Genomic DNA, 20,015 nt, shown 5'->3' on the forward strand with positions numbered 1-20,015 from the left:
GCGGGGTCACTCCGAGGGAGCAGGCGCCGCCGTGTCGGTCGGCATCGGCGTCGGTGCCGATGTGCGCACCGACTCCGAGGGGACGAGGTCCGAGTAGTAGGGGAGAGAGCCGTCGAGCACGGGAACGTCGGCCTTGACGCCGGTGGAGTCTCCGGACTGGAAGTGCATCTCGACGGTCGCACCCGGCTTGGTGTCGAGTCCGACGATGCGCAGCGGCTCTTCGTCGGCGCCCAGGCTCTTCGTCTCGCCCGCAGGGACCGTGACCTTGAAATCGTTGCCGTCTCCGAGGGAGATCGTGAGTGTGGCGCTCTCTTCGGTGGGGTTCACGACGGCGGCGATGAAGTTGCCGATCGATCCGTCCTCCGTCGCGATCACGAGGGCGTTGCGCACGTCGATCGGGCCGTCGGCGTCGGAGATGTTCACACCGTCGGACGCCGGATACTCGATCTTCGTCGACTGCGGGGTGATGAACGTGCACCCGGTCGCGCCGAGCAGAACGAGGGCGCTGAGGGCTGCAGACGCAACAAGGCGCGATTTCACGGGTCCTCCTGAGGTCCGGCGGGATATCCGCATCCATTCTATGGGTAAGTCGTGAGCGACTCTGCGGCCCTGGGGCGCGAACCTTAGCGCATCTGCCCTGTGGTATCCTTGAGGTTGCCGAAAGGACACGTTTTTATGCTTTTTGAGGTTGGCGAAACCGTCGTCTATCCCCACCATGGCGCTGCGACCATCATCGAGGTCAAGGAGCGCATCATCAAGGGTGAGGCGAAGAAATATCTGAAGCTCAACGTCACCCAGGGCGATCTCATCATCGAGGTTCCTGCTGAGAATGTCGACCTGGTCGGCGTTCGCGATGTGATCGGGAAAGAGGGCCTCGACCACGTGTTCGAGGTGCTGCGCGCACCCTTCACGGAGGAGCCCACGAACTGGTCCCGCCGGTACAAGGCGAACCTCGAGAAGCTCGCCTCCGGCGATGTCATCAAGGTGAGCGAGGTCGTCCGCGACCTGTGGCGTCGCGATCAGGACCGCGGGTTGTCGGCGGGCGAGAAGCGGATGCTGGCGAAGGCTCGTCAGATACTCATCTCCGAGCTCGCGCTCGCGGAGAAGACCGACGAGGACAAGGCGGGCGCACTGCTCGACGAGGTCCTCGCTTCCTGAGTTCTCGACGAAGGGGCGGATGCTGTGGCATCCGCCCCTTCGTCGTCCCTGCCACGCGGTAGCGTGAGAGGGTGACCCTGCTTCCTGTCCCCGACATCGCGATCATCGTCGTCGCCGCCGGCTCCGGCACTCGGCTGGAGGCGGGGGCGCCGAAGGCTCTCGTGGGGATCGACGCGCATTCGATCCTCCGGCATGCCCTGGACGGCGTGTTCGCAGCCCTGCCTGCGCAGGTGATCGTCGTCGCACCCGCCGGCCACGAGGGCGACGCGTTGGCGGAACTCGAAGCCGCCGCAGGAGACCGGCGAGACCTCGGTCGCGTCGTGACGGGCGGCGCGACGCGGCAGCAGTCCGTCGCCGCGGGGCTCGACGCTCTCTGGGGGGACGTGAAGACCGTGCTCGTGCACGACGCGGCGCGCGCCCTCACGCCACCCTCTCAGATCGATGCGGTCGCTCGTGCCGTCACCGCGCAGGAAGGAGTCGTGCCCGCGCTCCCCGTGGTCGACACGCTCAAGAAGGTGGCGGACGGTGCCGTGGTGGCCGCGGTCGACCGTTCCGAGCTCGCCGCGGCGCAGACGCCGCAGGGCTTTCCCCGCGCTGCGCTCGAAGCGGCTTACGCGGAAGCCGTCTCCGCGGGGGTCGAGTACACCGACGACGCGGCGTTGTTCGCCGCGGCCGGGAACACGGTGCGGCACATCGACGGTTCCGCTCGAGCGTTCAAGATCACCACCCCCGATGACCTCGAGCGCGCCCGGCACCTGCTCGGTGCGTCTGCAACGCCGGCGCACGCGCCGCAGGAGGCGCCGATCACCGGTCCCGTCATCCCTCGAATCGGCATCGGCACCGATGTGCATGCGTTCGGCGGCGAGGGGAACCTCTGGCTCGCCGGCGTGGAATGGCCGGGGGAGCAGCCCCTCTCCGGACACTCCGACGGGGATGCGGTCGCACACGCGATCGTCGATGCTCTCCTCGGCGCCGCCGGCCTCGGGGACATCGGCGAGCACTTCGGCACCTCGCACCCGGAGTACGCGGGCGCACATGCGGAGGTCTTCCTCGCGCGCACCCGTGAGCTGCTGGCAGACGCGGGCTTCGAGATCGGCAACGTCTCCGTGCAGCTGCAGGGGAACCGGCCGCGCTTCAGCGTGCGTCGTCGCGAGGCGGAAGGCGTCTTGTCCTCCGTGCTGGGCGCTCCCGTGTCCGTCACAGCGACCACGACCGACCGGCTGGGCTTTCCCGGGCGGGGCGAGGGCATCGCGGTGACGGCGGTCGCGGTCGTGGTGGCCGTCGATCCGCGCGACGGGTGACGGTCCACCACGTTCAGATCGTCACACGCCGCATGAATCGTCATCGCGGGGCGGTCGCTCAGCAGTCGCCGAGTAGGCTTGAGCGGTGACTCTCCGCCTCTACGACACCCGCGCTGCGGTGTTGCGCGACTTCGTGCCTCTCGATCCCGAGAACATCACGATGTACGTGTGCGGACCCACGGTGCAATCCGGACCCCACATCGGGCACGTCCGAGCGGCCCTGAGCTTCGATCTGCTGCGTCGCTGGTTGGCCCACCGCTATGGTCGGGTCACCTTCGTGCGCAACGTCACCGACATCGACGACAAGGTGCTCGCCAATGCGACGGATGCGGAGCCCTGGTGGGCACTGGCCTACCGCATGGAGCAGGAGTTCACGGCCGCGTATGCCGGTGTCGGCATCCTTCCTCCGACCTACGAGCCTCGCGCCACGGCATCCGTTCCTCAGATGCAGGAGCTGATCGCTGGTCTGATCACCCGCGGACACGCCTACCCCGCCCCCGACGACTCGGGAGACGTGTACTTCGACGTGCGCTCCTGGGCGGAGTACGGCTCCCTCACGCATCAGTCCATCGACGCCATGGAGCCCGCGGAGGATGCCGACCCCCGAGGCAAGCGGAACCCGCAGGACTTCGCGCTCTGGAAAGGCGCCAAGCCGGAGGAACCGGCGGACGCGACGTGGGCCTCGCCGTGGGGCGCCGGTCGTCCTGGGTGGCACATCGAGTGCTCCGCCATGGCGAAGCGCTACCTCGGCGCGGAGTTCGACATCCACGGCGGCGGGCTCGACCTGCGATTCCCGCATCACGAGAACGAGCTCGCGCAGTCGACGGCGGCGGGCGACGGTTTCGCCCGCTACTGGGTGCACAACGGACTCGTGACCGTGGCCGGGCAGAAGATGTCCAAGTCGCTGGGCAACTTCACCTTGGCGGCGGACGTCCTGTCTGCACATGACCCGCGGGTGGTGCGCTATGCGCTCGCCGCCGCGCACTACCGATCGAGCCTCGACCTCAGCGAATCGTCCTGGGCGGAGGCCGAGGCCGCGTTGGCGCGCATCGACATCTTCGCTGCTCGCGTCCGCCGCGCCGTTCCCGGCATGACGGATGACGCTGAGGGCGATGCTGCTGTTCCGGATGCATTCGCCGACGCGATGGACGACGACCTGGGGGTCCCCCAGGCGCTGGCCGTGCTGCACGACACCGTGCGCCGCGGCAACTCGGCACTCGACGCCGGGTCGAAGGAGGAGGCCTGGACCGCTTTCGTCCAGGTGGACGCGATGGTCCGCCTCCTCGGATTCGACGAACTCCCGTCCGGTGGGGCAGACCTCGCCGAGCACCGCACTCTGGACGCCCTCGTCCAGACGATGATCACCCAGCGCGCGCAAGCTCGCGCTGACAAGGACTGGGCGGCGGCGGATCGCATCCGAGACGCGATCGCCGCCGCAGGAATCACGCTGGAGGACACTCCGGCCGGAACTCATTGGAGTATCGATGGCTAAGCCACAGCGCCCCGGCGCGAGCAACGGTAAGAAGAAGGGCCCGACCAAGGGCACGGGCGGACTCGGGCGCAAGGCACTCGAGGGCCGCGGTCCGACCCCGAAGGCGGAGGACCGCGCCTGGCACCCCGCGGGCAAGCGCAAGGCAGCAGCTGAGCGCTATGCCGCCTCCGGGGGCAAGGGCAAGCCCGGTGGACAGCGCCAGACCTCGGGCGGCAATCCCAACCGCTCCGCGAGGGCGAAGGACAACACCACCGACACCGAGACGGTCACCGGGCGCAACTCGGTGCTCGAGGCGCTGCGGGCGAAGATCCCCGCGGCGGCCTTCTACATCGCGCAGCGCGTGGAGATGGACGACCGCGTCAAGGAGATGCTGTCGATCGCGACCCATCGCGGAATCCCCGTGATGGAGGTCACCCGGCAGGAGCTCGACCGCATGGCCGGCTTCGACGGCGTGCACCAGGGCGTCGCGCTCAAGGTGCCCCCGTACGAGTACGCCCACCCGCAGGACCTCCTCGAGAAGGTCATCGACCAGGGCGAGGTGCCGCTGTTCGTGGCGCTGGACGGTGTCACCGATCCCCGCAACCTCGGAGCGATCATCCGATCCGCTGCCGCTTTCGGAGGTCACGGCATCATCCTGCCGCAGCGCCGTTCCGCCGGGGTGAACTCCGCGGCCTGGAAGACCAGTGCGGGCGCCGCTGCGAGGATCCCGGTGGCACTCGCGACGAACCTCACGACGCAGCTCAAGGAGTTCAAGAAGCAGGGCGTGTTCGTGCTCGGACTCGACGGTGGCGGCGATGTGTCGCTTCCCGACCTGCAGCTCGCCGATCGTCCCGTGGTGATCGTCGTGGGTTCGGAGGGCAAGGGGCTGTCGCGGCTCGTCACCGAGACGTGCGACCAGATCGTCTCGATCCCGATCTCCGCCGCGACGGAGTCGCTGAACGCCGGTATCGCGACGTCGGTCGCGCTGTATCAGGTGGCGACGGTCCGCGCCGCGAAGCAGTCCTAGCCGCACGCCCAGAGAGAGGTCCACCATGGCTCGCATCATCGTCCTCGGAGGAACCGGGTACGCCGGTCGTCATATCGTCGCCGAGGCGGTGAGTCGAGGACATGCCGTGATCGCGATCTCGCGCTCGGAGGCGACCGATCCGGTAGCGGGCGCAGCCTACGTGCAGGGCTCCGCGCTGGAGCCGGCGTCGCTCGCGGACGCCTTCGTCGGTGCGGACGCCGTCGTCTCGGCGCTCTCACCGCGCGGGGACATGGCCGATCGGGCGTTGGAGGCGTTGACCAATGTCGTCTCTCAGCTCGCCGGTACGCCGACGCGTCTCGGTGTGGTCGGAGGAGCAGGTGGCAGCCTCGTCGCTCCGGGCGGACCGCGTCTGTTCGATCAGGACTTCCCCGAGGAGTACAAGCACGAAGCGCAGGTCGGCATCGATTCTCTCGCGCTCCTGGAGAGCACGGATGAGGATCTCGACTGGTTCTTCATCCACCCCGCAGAGGTCTTCGGTCCCTGGGCCGAGGGTGAGCGCACCGGACACTACCGCGACGGCGGTGACGTGATCGTCCGCGATGCCGAGGGGAAGTCGTTCATCTCCGGTGCGGACTTCGCGATGGCCGTGGTCGACGAGATCGAACAGGGGAATCACCACCGCGAGCGCTTCACGGTCGGCTACTGACCGCGCGTATCGACGCAACCGCGCGTACCGGCGCGACCACGTCTCGGGCGGTCGACGCCCCCCTGCCGTGTCGAAACCCCCGGGCTCCGGCACCGTTCACCGGGGGTATCGACGATGAAGAGGGGTTTCGGCGCTCAGACCAGGTCCCGCCGCTCAGACCAGGTCCCGCCAGTCGATGTCCTCGTCGTCGTCGGTGACGGGAGTCACCCCGGTGATGACGGGCAGGCTCATCGTCTCGGTGGGTGGACCCATGATGGTGGCCTCGTCACGGCGGTGGCGCAACACCTCGTTGATGTAGCTCGTCAGGACCTCCGCGAGGGGCACGGAACGTCCCTGCGCCTGTGACAGGTACCACCGGTGCTCCAGTACCTGGTGGAACACCTCCGCGGGCTCGAGTTTGGCGCGCAGTTCGTACGGGATCGCGCGGACGACGGGCTCGAAGACCCGCGTGAGCCACTCGTGCGCGTACATCTCCTCGTCGGACCACTGCTTCGTCGAACGGGCGCGGAACTCGTCGAGGTCGTTGAGCAGGCGCCGGGCCTGGTTCTCTTCGACGTCGAGCCCCGTCAGGCGGATCAGGCGGCGCTGGTGGTGACCGGCGTCCACCACCTTCGGCTGGATCTCGACGACCGTGCCATCCGCCGTCGTCGACATGGACATCTCGTCGATGTCGAAGCCCAGAGCGTTGAGCCGCTCGACGCGTTCCGTGATGCGCCACGTCTCCGCGGCCGAGAACGACTCCTGGGCGGTCAACTCCGCCCACAGGGACCGATACGAGGACACGATGCCGTCGGCGATCGCGATGGCGTCCACACCGTGCTCCAGGCGGCCCCCGGCGGCGAGGTCCATGATCTCCCCGGCGATGTTCGTGCGGGCGAGGTCGAGGTCGTAGGCGCGTTGGCCGTCGGTCAGCCCCTCCTCGTGCAGTTCCCCGGTCTCGGCGTCGACCAGATACGCCGCGAAGGCTCCGGCGTCGCGACGGAACAGCGTGTTCGACAGGGAGACATCACCCCAGTAGAAGCCGACGTTGTGCAGGCGCACCAGGAGGAGTGCCAAGGCGTCCACGAGCCGGGTGGCCGTATCCGGACGGAGGACGCGGGTGAACAGCGCGCGATAGGGCATGGAGAAGCGCAGATGCGCTGTCACGAGGGCTGCCGGCAGCGGCTCCCCGTCGGCGTCCGTACGTCCGGCGATCACGGCGACGCGGTCGACGCAGGGGACATCGAGCCGAGCGAGGTTGCCCAGCATGTCGTATTCGCGTTGGGCCATCTCGGCCGTGGTCTCCTTCACCGCGATCACGCGGCCGGAGAGGTCGGCGAAGCGCACGAGATGGCGGGAAAGACCCTTCGGGAGCGACACGATGTACTCCGAGGGCCACTTCGCGAGCGTGGTGGACCAGGGGAGGGCCAGGAGACCCGGATCGATCTTGCTCGCGGTGATCCGCAGTGAATCGTGCATGGTGCTCCCTGAACGCGGGGTGACGACGGAGACAGAAAGAGACGCGGCGCAGGCGACCGAAGTCAGCCTGCGCCGCGTCTGTGGATCCGATCAGACGGAGACGACCGGCTTGTCGTTCAGGCGGTCGCCGGACTCGATGTCGAACGCGTGCACGTGGCCCGGGTTCGCCGCGAGCGTGACCGTCTCGCCGGCGTTCGGGTGGTTGCGGCCGTCGACACGGGCGACGATGTCGCTGCGCTTGCCGTTGATCTCGGTGTGGCCGTAGAGGTAGCCGTCGGCGCCGAGCTCTTCGACCAGGTCGACGACGACGGGAAGACCCTTGCCGTCGGCCGGTCCGACCGTGATGTCCTCGGGACGCACACCGACCGTGACCTGGCTGCCGTTGGCTCGGCCGACCGTGTCGCGGTCGAGCGGGACGATCTCCGACCCGAAGCGGATGCCGCCGTCGGCGAGGTCGGCAGCGAACAGGTTCATCGCGGGCGAACCGATGAAGCCGGCCACGAAGACGTTGTTCGGCTTCTCGTACAGGTCGCGCGGGGAGCCCACCTGCTGCAGGAGGCCGTCCTTGAGGACCGCGATGCGGTCGCCCATGGTCAGAGCCTCGGTCTGGTCGTGGGTGACGTAGACCGTGGTGACACCGAGACGGCGCTGCAGCGAGGCGATCTGCGTACGCGTCTGCACGCGGAGCTTGGCGTCGAGGTTCGACAGCGGCTCGTCCATGAGGAACACCTGGGGCTGACGCACGATGGCGCGTCCCATGGCGACACGCTGACGCTGACCACCCGAGAGGGCCTTCGGCTTGCGGGTCAGGTAGGGCTCGAGGTCGAGCAGCTTGGCGGCTTCGAGCACGCGGGCCGCACGCTCTTCCTTGCCGACGCCCGCGATCTTCAGGGCGAAGCCCATGTTCTCGGCGACCGTCATGTGCGGGTACAGCGCGTAGTTCTGGAAGACCATCGCGATGTCGCGGTCCTTCGGCGGGACGTCGGTCACGTCGCGGTCGCCGATGAGGATGCGGCCGGCGTTGACCTCTTCGAGGCCGGCCAGCATGCGGAGGGAGGTCGACTTACCGCACCCGGAAGGACCGACGAGGACGAGGAATTCGCCGTCACCGACCTCGAGGTTCAGCTTGTCGACAGCGGGACGGGTTCCGCCGGGGTACAGGCGGGTGGCCTCGTCGAAAGTCACAGATGCCATCGTTGTTTCTCCTTCACCGGCAGGTACGTGCCGGACGATCCGTAGTGATGAAGCGGCGGAGTGAACCCGCCGTGACCCGACTCTGGGTCGGAATCAGTATGGCACGAACCGGGGTACCTGGGTATTTCTCAGCCTGAATCGCTAGCATCGAACTCGGCCGCGCGCTGCGGCGATCGTCGCCGAGCGGCGGTCGGGGCCAACCCGGACCCCCCTGGAGACTTACAAGAGGAACGATGTCGAGCGACGAAACGCCGAACGTCCCCACGCCACGCAATTCCCGCGAGGTCGTGCGGGAGAAGGCTCAGAGAGTGCACGCCCAGCAGTCGCGGGCGCGCCTCATGCGACGGATCATCATCGGCGCCGTGGCGCTGGTCGCGGTGGGCGCGATCGGCACGGCGGTGACACTGGCGGTGTCATCGCAGGTGTCCAAGCCGCGGCTCACGCCGACCGGCATGGAATCGGACGGCGTCGTCGTCACCGACGTCGAAGCCTTCGCCGGATCCGCTGCAGTACCCACGACCCCCACGCCCGAGCCGAGCGACGCGGGCGCTTCCGAATCTCCGACGCCGGAGCCGACGGCGTCCGAGAAGGTCGACATCCACGTCTACGTCGACTACCTGTCGCCCGACGCCGGAATGTTCGAGCGTGCCAACGCCCGCCAGCTCGCCGGATGGATCAAGGAAGGCGCGGTCACGGTCAGCTACCACCCGGTGGCCCTGCTCACCGCGAGCTCGAACGGCACCAAGTTCTCGCTGCGTTCGGCTGCGGCTGCGGCGTGCGTCGCCACGCATTCGCCCGAGCAGTTCTACGCGTTCAACCACGAGCTGCTCGACGATCAGCCCGAGGTCGGCAGCGATGGTCTCTCCGACGAAGACCTCGCGAATCTCGCTCTCGCGGTCGGCGTCGGCAACGGCAAGGCCGTCCGCTCGTGCATCGAGGACGGCGACTTCGTCAGCTGGGCCAAGGAAGCCACGACCCGGGCGCTGGACGGCCCGCTCGCCGGTTCCGATGACCTGGTGCTGACCGCGACCCCGATGATCGTGGCGAACGGCGAGGCCTACGTCGGCGCCATGGACGATCCCGCCGAGTTCTCGCAGTTCGTCCTCAGCGTCGCCAGCGACGCGTCGCGCGAAACGCCGACCCCGACACCGACCTCCACACCCGCCCCCTGATTCGGAGGGGGTCGATGCCATCGCTAAGCTGATGGCATCCGCCGACTTGGCGCAATTGGTAGCGCACCGTACTTGTAATACGGGGGTTACGGGTTCGAGTCCCGTAGTCGGCTCACGACACGCAGTGAAAAGCCCTGATGGGATGCCTCTCGTCGGCACGACGAGGTCTTGTCGCCGAGGGGGCGATGCGCTACTTTGAGCGCCATCCAGTGCGCGGTGCTCGGATCGATCCGACCTTCGTCTCTGGCGGGAGTTCGGAGAAGTCGATGGTTGCTGGATCCGAAGGAGTTCGGCCGATTCGTTCGGCACCGTTGCCGCCTGCGAGGGTGCTGCCCTTTCCGCCGCCGCCATCGGGAAGCGTCGCGGGGCGCATCATGCAGGAATCGACGTATTCCCCGAAGCCTGTCGAGTCGCATCTTCCCTCGGATGCGCCGAACATCCTGATCGTTCTGATCGATGATGCAGGCCCCGCATTGCCGACCTCGCTCGGCGGCGAGGTGAGCACGCCGACATTCGACCGGCTGCGTGACGAGGGAGTCGGCTACAACAGGTTCCACACGACGGCGATGTGCTCGCCCACGAGAGCGGCGTTGTTGACAGGGCGAAACCACCATCGGGTGGGGAACGGCCAGATCGCCGAGCTGGCGAACGACTGGGACGGCTACTCCGGCCACATTCCGAAGAGCACGGCGACCGTCGCGGAGGTGCTTCGCAACTACGGCTACTCCACCGCGGCGTGGGGGAAATGGCACAACACTCCCGCGGAGGAGACCACCGCTGCCGGTCCTTTCGACAGGTGGCCCACCGGATACGGGTTCGAGTACTTCTACGGCTTCCTCGCGGGGGAGGCGTCGCAGTATGAACCGAACTTGGTGCGCAACACGACGGTCGTGCTGCCGCCGAAGACGCCGGAGGAGGGCTATCACCTGAGCGAGGACATCGCCGATGATGCCATCGGCTGGCTCCGCGCGCACAAGGCGCTCGCGCCCGAGAAGCCGTTCCTGATGTATTGGGCGAGCGGAGCGATCCACGGTCCCCATCACGTCACCAAGGACTGGGCCGACAAGTACAAGGGCAAGTTCGACGACGGGTGGGATGCGTACCGTGAGCGCGTCCATGAACGGGCCAAGAGCGCAGGGTGGATCCCCGCCGATGCCGAGCTCACTCCCCGCCATCCCGAAATGGCCGCATGGGATGACATTCCCGATGACGAGAAGCCATTCCAACGTCGTCTGATGGAGGTCGCGGCCGGTTTCGCCGAGCACGTCGACGTGCAGGCGGGCAGGGTCATCGACGAGGTGGAACGACTCGGCTACGGAGAGAACACCATCGTCCTCTACCTGTGGGGCGACAACGGCTCGTCCGGCGAGGGGCAGAACGGCACCATCAGTGAGCTGCTCGCGCAGAACGGCATCCCGAGCAACGTCTCCGATCACATCGCCGCACTCGAAGAGCTCGGAGGACTGGACGCGATCGGCACGCCCGCGACCGACAACCAGTATCACGCAGGCTGGGCCTGGGCGGGTTCCACTCCCTACCAAGGGATGAAGCTTCTGGCATCGCACCTCGGGGGCACTCGGAACCCGCTCATCGTGAAGTGGCCCGCGCGGCTCCAGCCCGATGCGACTCCGCGTACTCAGTTCCACCACGTCATCGACGTCGTGCCGACGATCTACGACATCCTGGGAATCAGCGAACCCGACGTGGTGAACGGGATCCCCCAGGAGCCCCTCGACGGCGTCAGCTTCGCGTACTCGCTCGCCGATGCGGAGGCGGAAGGACGCCGGCACACGCAGTACTTCGAGATCATGGGGAGCAGATCCATCTACTCGGATGGGTGGATGGCCTCCGCGATCGGGCCGCGTCTGCCCTGGGTGCAAGGCCTGCCTGCGGGTATCCGGACCTGGACCCCGGATGAGGACCTGTGGGAGCTCTACGATCTCGAGAACGACTGGAGCCAGGCCCACGACGTGGCGTCGGAGCACCCGGAGAAGCTCGCACAGCTCAAAGAACTCTTCGCCATGGAAGCGGCCAAGAACAAGGTGCTGCCCGTCGGGGGCGGGCTGTGGGTCGTCGCCCTCCATCCGGAACAGCGCATCGCGCCGCCGTACACGGAGTGGAGTTTCACGGGCGACACGTTCCGCATTCCGGAGTTCTGCGCTCCCGCTCTCGGTAACAAGCCGAACGTGGTCCGGTTGGGCGTCACCCTTCCGGAGCGGGCGAACGGGGTTCTGTACAAGCTCGGGGGCTCGGGAGGCGGGCTGACGTGCTTCCTCGATGACGGTGTCCTCACCTATGAGTACAACCTCTTCCTCATCCAACGAACCACCATCGCGACAGAGTCGCCTCTCGCCCCAGGGGAGTCGGTGATCGAAGTGGTGACGGACTATGTGGAACGTCGACCAGGCGGTCCGCTGAAGGTCGTGCTCCGGGCCGACGGCGTCGAGGTGGCGTCCGGGGTGGTGCCGGTCAGCGCGCCCTTGCTGTTCAGTGCGAACGACTGCCTCGACATCGGGCGCGCATACGGCGGCCCCGTCTCACGTCGGTATGCGGATCGGATGCCGTTTCCTTTCGACGGCCTCATCGACGACGTGCACATCGCCTATCTCTGATGGCGGCGGCGGGGTTCTGGTCGGGGTGGCGTCCACCCGGGTCAGATCTTGATCGGGAACGTGATCAACAGGGCGAGTCCGCACAGCACGATGACGCCGCTCAGGCCGAGGAACACCCGGCGTCGCCAGGGGACCGCCTGGTGCTGAGAGATCGCGGCGAAGAACAGGACGAGCGCGAACAGCACGGTGAGCAGGGAGTAGTTGTCGCCGCGCTGATTGTTGGTGAGCGCTTCGTCGAACTTCGCATCCGCTCGCGCGCTCAACTGCTCGGCTTCCCGTGTGCCGGGCGGCACGTATTCCTCCATCACGAACGGCCCGCGCGCGGCGCGCCCCTCTGCGGTCCATGCGTCGAAAGCCACCGCGAACTCCTCGGTGAAGCGTTCCTCGACGAAGCTCACCAGATCGTCCCGCCCGTCGGCTTCCGCGAGAACCCATTCCGTGTACAGCGTGAGGTCGTACTGTCGCGCAGCTTGGGCGGTGGACTGGGCGGAAGCCGCTTGAACGCGAGCGCTGGAGGCCTGGCTGAACGCGATGGACATCTCGCCGCCCCACTTCGAGGCCTCGAAGCCGCACCACGCCGTCACGACCGCGGTCACCGAGAGCAGGACGACCGTGACGATGTCCAGAACACGTGTCGTGGGGGTGGGCTCATCCGAGGCGCCTCTGTGCATGAGCCGATTCTGCGGCCCTCGACGCGGGCGCTGCCGTTCTTCTCACCCGGACGGGGTGACCGGCGGCACACTCACCCGATGGCACTCAGAACAGGGTCACCGTGCGAGAGCTCGTCGTCCCGTCCGTCGGGTCGCCTGTGGCTCGGACCTCCACGGTGATGCCTGAATGCAGCGGGCTCGAGCCGAGGATGCCGAAGGTGACGTGGGTCACGCCCTGACCGGCCACCGACCCTGCGAAGACGAGTGTGTAGGACACTGTGCCGTCGCCGTTGTCGACCGCGCCTCCGGCCGTCCACGTCGGGTCGGTCGCCGGCAGCGCACCCACGACGGGGCTGCCGCCGCCGGCGTTCGCGATGATGGCGGGTGCCACGGCGCCGACATCGATCGAGGCGAACGTCACCACGACGACGCCGCTGGTGATCGGCTCGACAGGCAGCGAGACGGCCTGTGTGTCGTCGTTGCGCAGCTGGATCGATGCCCCGTAGTACTCGGGATCGATCCAGGTGCCGCCCAACATCGACTCGATCACGAACCGCCCACGCGCACCCCCCCGATGCGGCGGCGAGCGGTGTCGCGACAGCCGCAGCGATCACGGGAACCGACCATGCCGCACCAGCCAGGAGCGAGCGCCGTCTCACCTCGCCGTGTCGCTCCCTGGTCGCAGGATCCCCCGTGGGGAGGCCGTCGACGTGCTCTTCGCGCGGTGCCACGGTGTCACGCCTCTTGCGGCACGTCGAGCACCTCGTCGACGAGGCTGATTCCGCCCGTCGAGCTCGCGGAGTGCATCAGGTTCTGGATCCAGGTCGGATTCAGCTGCGGTGCCTCGGGTGCCTCGAAGGTGAAACGCAGCGGAATGGACGGGTGCAGCCAGATCGTCGAGCGTCCGGCGGGTTCGCCATCGGGATGACGCCAGGACAGGGTGAAGCTCTCGTTGCGGCGGAGCTTGGTCGCGATGACCACCTTCAGATGGGCGAGCGCGCGGTCCTCGATGTGGATCTCTTCGCCGTTGCCGTACTGGATCGTTCCCATCCCCGCACGATAGTCGCGATTCGCGCCTTTCGCCGATTTCGCGGCGTGATCTCGTATCCTGACATATCACCTTAGTGGGTGATATGTTACCCACGCCGATCCTCCGGTGCCCGATGGAGTCGTACCGGGGGAGACGGCGCAGGTGGCCGCCTCCCCGGTCCGGCCACCTGCGCCGCGGTGAGGCGCGGTGCGCTCGGATCGGCCGGTCGGGAAGGGACGTACCTCATGGGCGCATCGGACGTGGCCGCGGTCGCGACGGAGGGGCAGCACGGCCATCCGCCCACCGAGAAGCTCTCCGCGGCGGCATACGAACGCGAGAAGCGACTGCTCCAGATCGAACTCCTCAAACTCCAATCCCATGTCAAGAGCGCTTCCGAACGTGTGCTCGTCCTGTTCGAAGGGAGGGATGCGGCAGGCAAGGGAGGGGCGATCACGCGCTTCATGGAACACCTCAATCCGCGCGGGGCGCGGGTCGTCGCTCTCGACAAGCCCACGGATGCCGAGCGCACCCAGTGGTACTTCCAGCGCTATGTCGCACACCTGCCGTCCGGCGGCGAGATCGTGCTGATGGACCGCTCCTGGTACAACCGTGCCGGTGTCGAGCGGGTGATGGGCTACTGCTCGTCCGCCGACTACGAGGAGTTCCTGCAGACGGCTCCCTCGTTCGAGCGGATGCTCGTGGGATCGGGCATCCGTCTCGTCAAGCTCTGGTTCTCCGTCGGCGAGGCGGAGCAGAGGCGCCGGTTCCGGCGACGCAGCGCGGATCCGCTCACGCAATGGAAGCTGAGTCCGACGGATCTCGCCGGCGTCGATCGGTGGGCGGACTACACGGCGGCAGAGGAGGCGATGTTCATCCACACCGACACATCGGCCGCCCCGTGGATCGTCATCGCCTCGGACGACAAGAAGCGAGCGCGGCTCGAGGCCATGAGATGCGTTCTCGCCCGATTCGACTACCCCGGCAAGGACCCCCTGATCGCTCATGCTCCCGATCCGCGTCTCGTCGGGCGCCCGTCGCAGGTCCGGCTCGAGGAGGAGGCGAGCGGGAATGCGCAAGGCACCGCGGGCGGTTATGACCGACATGACTCGTATCGGCAGTAGTGATCTTGACGTGCTCCCGCTCTCGCTCGGCGGCAATGTGTTCGGCTGGACGGCCGACCGCGACACCTCCTTCGCGGTGCTCGACGCCTTCGTGGACGGGGGCGGCGACTTCATCGACACCGCCGACTCCTACAGCTCCTGGGTGGCGGGCAACGAGGGCGGGGAGAGCGAGACCATCGTCGGCGAATGGTTGGCCTCCCGCAAGCCCGCCGGTATCGTCGTCGCGACCAAGGTCAGCCAGCACCCGCAGTTCCGAGGGCTGTCCGCGGGCAACATCCGCAAGGCGGCCGAGGCATCGCTGATGCGCCTGGGCGTCGACGAGCTCGATCTGTATTACGCGCACTTCGATGACGAGACCGTCCCGCTGGAGGAGACCGTCGCCGCGTTCGGCCAGCTCGTCGCGGATGGCCAGGTGCGGCACGTCGCCGTCTCGAACTACTCAGCCGATCGGATCCGGGAATGGATCGAGATCGCCCGACGCACCGGAGCGGCCGTGCCGGTCGCCGTGCAGCCGCACTACAACCTCGTGCACCGCAACGAGGTCGAGGAGGCGATCATCCCGGTCGCCGAGGAGTTCGGGCTCGGGCTCGTCCCCTACTACTCTCTCGCGAGCGGATTCCTCACCGGCAAATACCGTTCGACGGATGCCGCGGGCCAGGCCTCTCCGCGCGCACAGGGCGCCGCGAAGTACGCCACCGAGGCCGGCCTGCGGATCATCGACGCGCTGGAGGAGATCGGCGATGCCCACGGCGAGTCGATCGCGGCGACCTCGCTCGCCTGGTTGCGTGCGCAGCCCACCGTCGTCGCACCGATCGCCAGCGCCCGCTCGGTCGAGCAGGTGCCGGACCTGCTCGCGGGAGCACGCCTCGAACTCTCCCCGGAAGAGGTGGCCGTGCTCGATCAGGTCTCGGAGTGGAGTCCCGCCCAGGCGTGATGCGAGGCGGCTAGTCGCCGACGAGGCCGAGTCGGTGGGCCAGGATCACCGCGTGGATGCGGTCGCGGGCGGCGAGCTTGGTCAGTACCCGGCCCACATGCGTCTTCACGGTGGACTCGCCCACGTAGAGCGTCTGGGCGATCTCGGCATTGGTGAGGCCGCGTCCGATCGCCAGGAACACATCGCGCTCTCGTTCGGTCAAGGAGGCGAGCGCGGCGCTCTCCGCCGCGTCGGGCGCCGGGGTCGCGGAGGGGCCCAGGTGCGGCGTCACGTGCTCGAGCAGCATCCGTGTGACGCGCGGTGAGAGGGCGGCATCTCCGCGGTGCACGGCGCGCACGGCAGAGATCATCTCCTGTCGCTGCGCATCCTTCAGCAGGAAGCCGCTCGCGCCCGCGCGGATGGCGCCGAAGGCGTATTCGTCGAGGTCGAAGGTGGTCAGCACGAGCACTTTCGTCTGCGGATGTTCGCGCACGATCGTCTCGGTGGCCGCGATGCCATCCAGTTCCGGCATGCGGATGTCCATCAGCACGAGGTCGGGGGCGAGGCTCCTGCTCTGCATGATCGCGGCTCTCCCGTCGGCGGCCTCACCGACCACGACGATGTCGCCCTCGGCTTCGAGAACCATGCGGAACCCGACTCGGATGAGCTCCTGATCGTCCACCAGGAGCACTCTGATCGCGTCTGTCATCTGTCGCCCCCCATCGACTCGCTCCCGGCGCCGGGAGCGCTTCCCCCTGTCGGTAGCACGGCCTGCAGCACCCACCGTCCTTCACCGGCCGGCCCCGATTGCAGCGTGCCGTGCACATGGGCCGCACGTTCGGACAGTCCGCGGACACCGAAACCGGCGGATCCGACCTCGCCCGTGACGCCGTCGTTCACGATCTCGATCGTCGCCGTCTCCGGTGCGTAGTCCAGGCGTACGGTGATCGCCGACGCGGTCGGTGCATGGCGCATCGCGTTGGTCACGCCCTCCTGGACGATGCGACCGATCGCGTGTGCGACTGCGGGGGAGACATCGGGCTGCCCCACCACGGTGAGCGTGGCCGGAAAGCCGGCGCGTTGCGCGGCTTCGACGGTGTCCCGGGGCGGTACCGGCTGCAGCGGCGCGAGAGGCAGCGGTGAATCGTCGCCACGCAGGACGCCCAACATCGACCGCATCTCGGTGAGCGCGGCACGAGCGGTCTCCGCCGTCGAGAGCGCGGCCTTGCGCGCCTGCTCGCGGTCCGACGTCGCCGCGCCGCCCTCGGAGAGCGCCACGATCACGGTCAGCGAATGCGACACGATGTCATGCATCTCGCGGGCGATGCGTGCGCGCTCGGAGGCGGCCGCCAACTTGGCCTGCTGGTCGCGTTCGACGAGGAGCTGTCGGGAGCGATCGATGACGGCGGAGAGGTAGCGCTTGCGTCCTCCGACGTTGACGCCGATGAGCGTGCCGATCAAGCCGAGCACGATGTAACTGAGGGCGGTGTCGAGCCCGCTCTGGAGCACGACCCCGCCCGAGAGCATGAGCAGAGTGGTGAGGCCGACGAACCACGCGGCGCCGATTCCGTACCAGGTCCAGGCGGCGCGGGAGGAGCGATAGACCGCCAGGCCGTAGCAGGCGACGAGCAGAAGGATCAGCCCGCCGGACAACCCCGTGAACAGGCCCACGGTGCCCAGGACCACCGACGCGACGAAGGGGGCCAGCGGCGCCCGGCGCCGCCAGAGCAGGGTGCTGCAGGCGAGGACCACCATCGACAGCGTGGCGATGTTGATCGCGATGGCGGTCGCCTCGGGGATCGAATCGTCCAGGAGTCGCCCGGCGGGGACGAGCGAGAGGAGGAGACAGAGAAGCGCGAGCAGCACATCGGCGAGCACCGGGTGCCGCGCCCAGAAGCGCCGGAAGAGCCCGGGCGCACGCGGAAGCCGCAGCTCCTCGTCCTCACGGACCGAGTCGCTGCGGCTTCGCGTTCTCCTCACGGACCCGACTCTACGCGTCGCGGGTGCGCAGAACCGCCCAGGCCACGAGGGCGCCGCCGGCGACCCAGCAGGCCAGCGTCAGGAAGACCACAGGAGTATCGAGCGGGGCGCCATCACTGGGCAGGATGGCGCTCTGCGCGGCTGCCACCGGGAGGTAGTTCGCGGCATCGACGAGCCATGCCCAGGTCTCGCCGGCGAAGGTGAAGAAGCTCGCCACGATCGGCAGTACGAACAGCACACCGACGGTCGCGGCGATCGCACCCGCGCCGGAGCGCAGGATGAATCCGAACGACACACCGATCAGGGCGAAGACCGCCATCGAGAGCGAGGCCACGACGATCGGGAGCAGCGACATCGATGGGTCTGACCAATCGATGCTCTGGTCGCGCGGTGCCACGACGAGAGAGACCGCGGCTGCCGCGAGGGCGAAGATGATCAGCGACGACAGGAACAGGAACACGGCGAGCACGATCGACTTCGCCGCCAGCACGGATCCGCGGATCGGGTTGGCCGTCAGGGTCGAGCGGATCATGCCGGTGGAGTACTCCCCGGTGACCGAGATCGCGCCGATGATGCCGGCGAGCAGCATGGTGAACTGGATCGGCATGATGACGGCCTGGATCGGCTCGAAGCCCGGCATGTCGACCGCCTGTGCGATGAGCACGGCGATCCCGATGGTGAGAGCCGCGGCGATCCCGATGGACCACCAGGTGGAGCGCAGGGTGGCGAGCTTGATCCACTCGCCGCGCAGTGCGCGCACGAACGTCAGGCGTCGACCGGTGTCGACGCGCGGCCGCGTGGGAGCGGGTGCCTGTGTCGTGGTCATGAGATCTCCTTGGTGCGGTACTCGACGGAGTCGCCGGTGAGGGCGAGGTACGCGTCTTCGAGCGAACCGGTGGTGGGGGTGAGTTCGTGTAGCGGGATGCCACGATCGGCGGCCAGGTCGCCGATGCGTGCGGCGGGCAGTCCCACGATGTCGAGCAGATCAGGAGCGGAGCTCACGATCTCCACATCCGGGCCGCCCACGGCCGCGGCCAGGTCAGCCGGTCGGGGCGTGCGAACCCGCACGGTGTTCCTGGTCCAGGAACGCACGAGGTCGGCCAGGGCCGCATCCGCGAGCACCCGACCGCGACCCATGACGATGACGTGATCCGCCGTCTGCGCCATCTCGCTCATCAAGTGACTCGAGAGCAGCACGGTGCGCCCTTCGGAAGCCGCATGCCGGACGAACTGGCGCACCCAGCGGACACCCTCCGGGTCGAGGCCGTTGACGGGCTCGTCGAGGATCAGCGTGTGCGGGTCGCCGAGCAGTGCCGAGGCGATGCCGAGGCGCTGTCCCATCCCGAGGGAGAACTTGCCCGCCCGCTTGCGGGCGACGGAGCCGATACCCGCGAGGTCGATCACCTCGTCCACCCGCGAGGAGGAGATGCCGTGGGTAGCCGCCATCGCGCGAAGGTGATTGCGCGCGGTGCGGCCGGTGTGCACGGCCTTCGCGTCGAGCAGCACGCCGACCTCGGTGAGGGGCGCGCGCAACTTGCGGTACTCACGACCGGCGACGGCGGCGCGGCCGGAGGTCGGGCGATCCAGCCCGACGATCATCCGCATGGTGGTGGACTTGCCCGCGCCGTTCGGTCCGAGGAACCCGGTGACGCTGCCCGGCTTGACGGTGAACGACACGTCGTCGACGGCGGTCTTGTCTCCGAACCTCTTCGTGAGGCCTTCTGCTGTGATCATGACATCCACGCTACGGAGCATCCTCCGGACTCCGCATCCGCCCCAGGTACCGTCTTCTGCTCCGGACGTCCTCCCCGCGGAGGACATCCCGGGCTCGGGCCTCGCCTAGACCAGCTCGTTCACCAACTGCTCGATGCGTGCGCGGATGTCGTCGCGGATCGGACGGACAGCATCGATGCCCTGGCCCGCCGGGTCGTCGAGCTTCCAGTCCTCGTAGCGCTTGCCGGGGAAGAACGGGCAGGCGTCGCCGCACCCCATCGTGATCACGACGTCGGACGCCTGTACGGCCTCGGTCGTCAGTACCTTGGGCTGCTCGGCGGTGATGTCGATGCCGAGTTCCTGCATCGCCTCGACCGCGGTCGGGTTGATCTGGTCGGCGGGCATGGAGCCGGCGGAGCGGACCTCGATGCGGTCGCCGGCGATGTCGCGGAGGAACCCGGCGGCCATCTGCGAGCGTCCGGCGTTGTGCACGCAGACGAAGAGGACGGAGGGCTTGGCGGTGGTCGTGTCAGTCATGGTTGCTCCTG

The 20,015-nt window shown here is 68.0% G+C and carries 20 protein-coding genes and 1 tRNA gene; 10 read left to right on the plus strand and 11 right to left on the minus strand.

Annotation, left to right across the window (positions count from 1 at the left end; translation table 11 throughout):
- Nucleotides 1–6 precede the first annotated feature (6 nt).
- Nucleotides 7–540: a DNA modification methylase gene (locus KV397_RS04400; protein WP_047521526.1), complete on the minus strand. Its 534-nt coding sequence runs from the start codon at nucleotides 538–540 to the stop codon at nucleotides 7–9.
- 135 nt (nucleotides 541–675) lie between these two features.
- Between KV397_RS04400 and KV397_RS04405 the strand changes: the two genes are divergently transcribed.
- From KV397_RS04405 to KV397_RS04425, 5 genes are all read left to right on the plus strand, one after another.
- Nucleotides 676–1,158, plus strand: a complete 483-nt coding sequence (locus KV397_RS04405) for a CarD family transcriptional regulator (RefSeq protein ID WP_017201416.1) — start codon at nucleotides 676–678, stop codon at nucleotides 1,156–1,158.
- Nucleotides 1,159–1,229: 71 nt separating this feature from the next.
- Nucleotides 1,230–2,459 (plus strand): 2-C-methyl-D-erythritol 4-phosphate cytidylyltransferase, encoded by a 1,230-nt coding sequence (ispD, locus tag KV397_RS04410; protein WP_261812256.1) that lies wholly within the window; start codon nucleotides 1,230–1,232, stop codon nucleotides 2,457–2,459.
- Nucleotides 2,460–2,544: 85 nt separating this feature from the next.
- Nucleotides 2,545–3,951: a cysteine--tRNA ligase gene (gene cysS, locus KV397_RS04415; protein ID WP_261812257.1), complete on the plus strand. Its 1,407-nt coding sequence runs from the start codon at nucleotides 2,545–2,547 to the stop codon at nucleotides 3,949–3,951.
- On the plus strand, nucleotides 3,944–4,957 hold the full coding sequence (rlmB, locus tag KV397_RS04420) for a 23S rRNA (guanosine(2251)-2'-O)-methyltransferase RlmB (RefSeq protein WP_153244580.1): 1,014 nt from the start codon (nucleotides 3,944–3,946) through the stop codon (nucleotides 4,955–4,957). The genes cysS and rlmB overlap by 8 nt, the downstream gene beginning before the upstream one ends.
- A gap of 25 nt (nucleotides 4,958–4,982) precedes the next feature.
- Complete coding sequence (locus tag KV397_RS04425; protein ID WP_131491428.1) at nucleotides 4,983–5,624, plus strand: NAD(P)-dependent oxidoreductase; 642 nt, start codon at nucleotides 4,983–4,985, stop codon at nucleotides 5,622–5,624.
- Nucleotides 5,625–5,777: 153 nt separating this feature from the next.
- On the opposite strand, the gene KV397_RS04430 is transcribed toward KV397_RS04425, so the two are convergent.
- Nucleotides 5,778–7,082: a DUF4032 domain-containing protein gene (locus tag KV397_RS04430; RefSeq protein ID WP_047521514.1), complete on the minus strand. Its 1,305-nt coding sequence runs from the start codon at nucleotides 7,080–7,082 to the stop codon at nucleotides 5,778–5,780.
- A gap of 90 nt (nucleotides 7,083–7,172) precedes the next feature.
- Nucleotides 7,173–8,276 (minus strand): ABC transporter ATP-binding protein, encoded by a 1,104-nt coding sequence (locus KV397_RS04435; RefSeq protein ID WP_047521512.1) that lies wholly within the window; start codon nucleotides 8,274–8,276, stop codon nucleotides 7,173–7,175.
- Nucleotides 8,277–8,509: 233 nt separating this feature from the next.
- Between KV397_RS04435 and KV397_RS04440 the strand changes: the two genes are divergently transcribed.
- The 3 genes from KV397_RS04440 (at nucleotide 8,510) to KV397_RS04450 (ending at nucleotide 12,060) form a co-directional block, all read left to right on the plus strand.
- Entirely contained in the window at nucleotides 8,510–9,448 is a 939-nt protein-coding gene (locus KV397_RS04440; RefSeq protein WP_261812258.1) for a DsbA family protein, read from the plus strand.
- A gap of 40 nt (nucleotides 9,449–9,488) precedes the next feature.
- Nucleotides 9,489–9,561, plus strand: a tRNA-Thr gene (locus tag KV397_RS04445).
- Nucleotides 9,562–9,822: 261 nt separating this feature from the next.
- Nucleotides 9,823–12,060: an arylsulfatase gene (locus tag KV397_RS04450; protein WP_261812259.1), complete on the plus strand. Its 2,238-nt coding sequence runs from the start codon at nucleotides 9,823–9,825 to the stop codon at nucleotides 12,058–12,060.
- A gap of 41 nt (nucleotides 12,061–12,101) precedes the next feature.
- Here KV397_RS04450 and KV397_RS04455 read toward each other — a convergent pair whose 3' ends face one another.
- The 3 genes from KV397_RS04455 to KV397_RS04465 all read right to left on the minus strand — a co-directional run bounded on the left by KV397_RS04455 (nucleotide 12,102) and on the right by KV397_RS04465 (nucleotide 13,760).
- A complete protein-coding gene (locus tag KV397_RS04455) occupies nucleotides 12,102–12,731 on the minus strand; it encodes a hypothetical protein (protein ID WP_261812260.1) in 630 nt (209 codons plus the stop codon).
- An 85-nt stretch (nucleotides 12,732–12,816) separates the two neighbouring features.
- Complete coding sequence (locus KV397_RS04460) at nucleotides 12,817–13,260, minus strand: hypothetical protein (RefSeq protein ID WP_261812261.1); 444 nt, start codon at nucleotides 13,258–13,260, stop codon at nucleotides 12,817–12,819.
- 185 nt (nucleotides 13,261–13,445) lie between these two features.
- Nucleotides 13,446–13,760, minus strand: a complete 315-nt coding sequence (locus tag KV397_RS04465; RefSeq protein ID WP_047521504.1) for a DUF7882 family protein — start codon at nucleotides 13,758–13,760, stop codon at nucleotides 13,446–13,448.
- A 225-nt stretch (nucleotides 13,761–13,985) separates the two neighbouring features.
- Here KV397_RS04465 and ppk2 point away from each other — a divergent pair, with 225 nt between their 5' ends.
- A complete protein-coding gene (gene ppk2 / locus KV397_RS04470; RefSeq protein WP_261812262.1) occupies nucleotides 13,986–14,861 on the plus strand; it encodes a polyphosphate kinase 2 in 876 nt (291 codons plus the stop codon).
- Entirely contained in the window at nucleotides 14,842–15,795 is a 954-nt protein-coding gene (locus KV397_RS04475; protein ID WP_261812653.1) for an aldo/keto reductase, read from the plus strand. Before ppk2 ends, KV397_RS04475 begins: the two co-directional genes overlap by 20 nt.
- Before the next feature lie 10 nt (nucleotides 15,796–15,805).
- Here KV397_RS04475 and KV397_RS04480 read toward each other — a convergent pair whose 3' ends face one another.
- The 5 genes from KV397_RS04480 to KV397_RS04500 form a co-directional block, all read right to left on the minus strand.
- Complete coding sequence (locus tag KV397_RS04480) at nucleotides 15,806–16,483, minus strand: response regulator transcription factor (protein WP_131491484.1); 678 nt, start codon at nucleotides 16,481–16,483, stop codon at nucleotides 15,806–15,808.
- Entirely contained in the window at nucleotides 16,480–17,754 is a 1,275-nt protein-coding gene (locus KV397_RS04485; protein WP_261812263.1) for a sensor histidine kinase, read from the minus strand. The genes KV397_RS04480 and KV397_RS04485 overlap by 4 nt, the downstream gene beginning before the upstream one ends.
- Nucleotides 17,755–17,764: 10 nt before the next feature.
- On the minus strand, nucleotides 17,765–18,580 hold the full coding sequence (locus KV397_RS04490) for an ABC transporter permease (RefSeq protein ID WP_261812264.1): 816 nt from the start codon (nucleotides 18,578–18,580) through the stop codon (nucleotides 17,765–17,767).
- Entirely contained in the window at nucleotides 18,577–19,488 is a 912-nt protein-coding gene (locus KV397_RS04495) for an ABC transporter ATP-binding protein (RefSeq protein ID WP_131491487.1), read from the minus strand. Before KV397_RS04495 ends, KV397_RS04490 begins: the two co-directional genes overlap by 4 nt.
- A gap of 105 nt (nucleotides 19,489–19,593) precedes the next feature.
- Nucleotides 19,594–20,004, minus strand: coding sequence for an arsenate reductase ArsC (locus KV397_RS04500; protein WP_131491488.1), 411 nt, complete (start codon nucleotides 20,002–20,004; stop codon nucleotides 19,594–19,596).
- Nucleotides 20,005–20,015: the final 11 nt, after the last annotated feature.

This window comes from Microbacterium aurugineum (assembly GCF_023101205.1).
In the GTDB taxonomy this organism is placed as follows: domain Bacteria; phylum Actinomycetota; class Actinomycetes; order Actinomycetales; family Microbacteriaceae; genus Microbacterium; species Microbacterium aurugineum.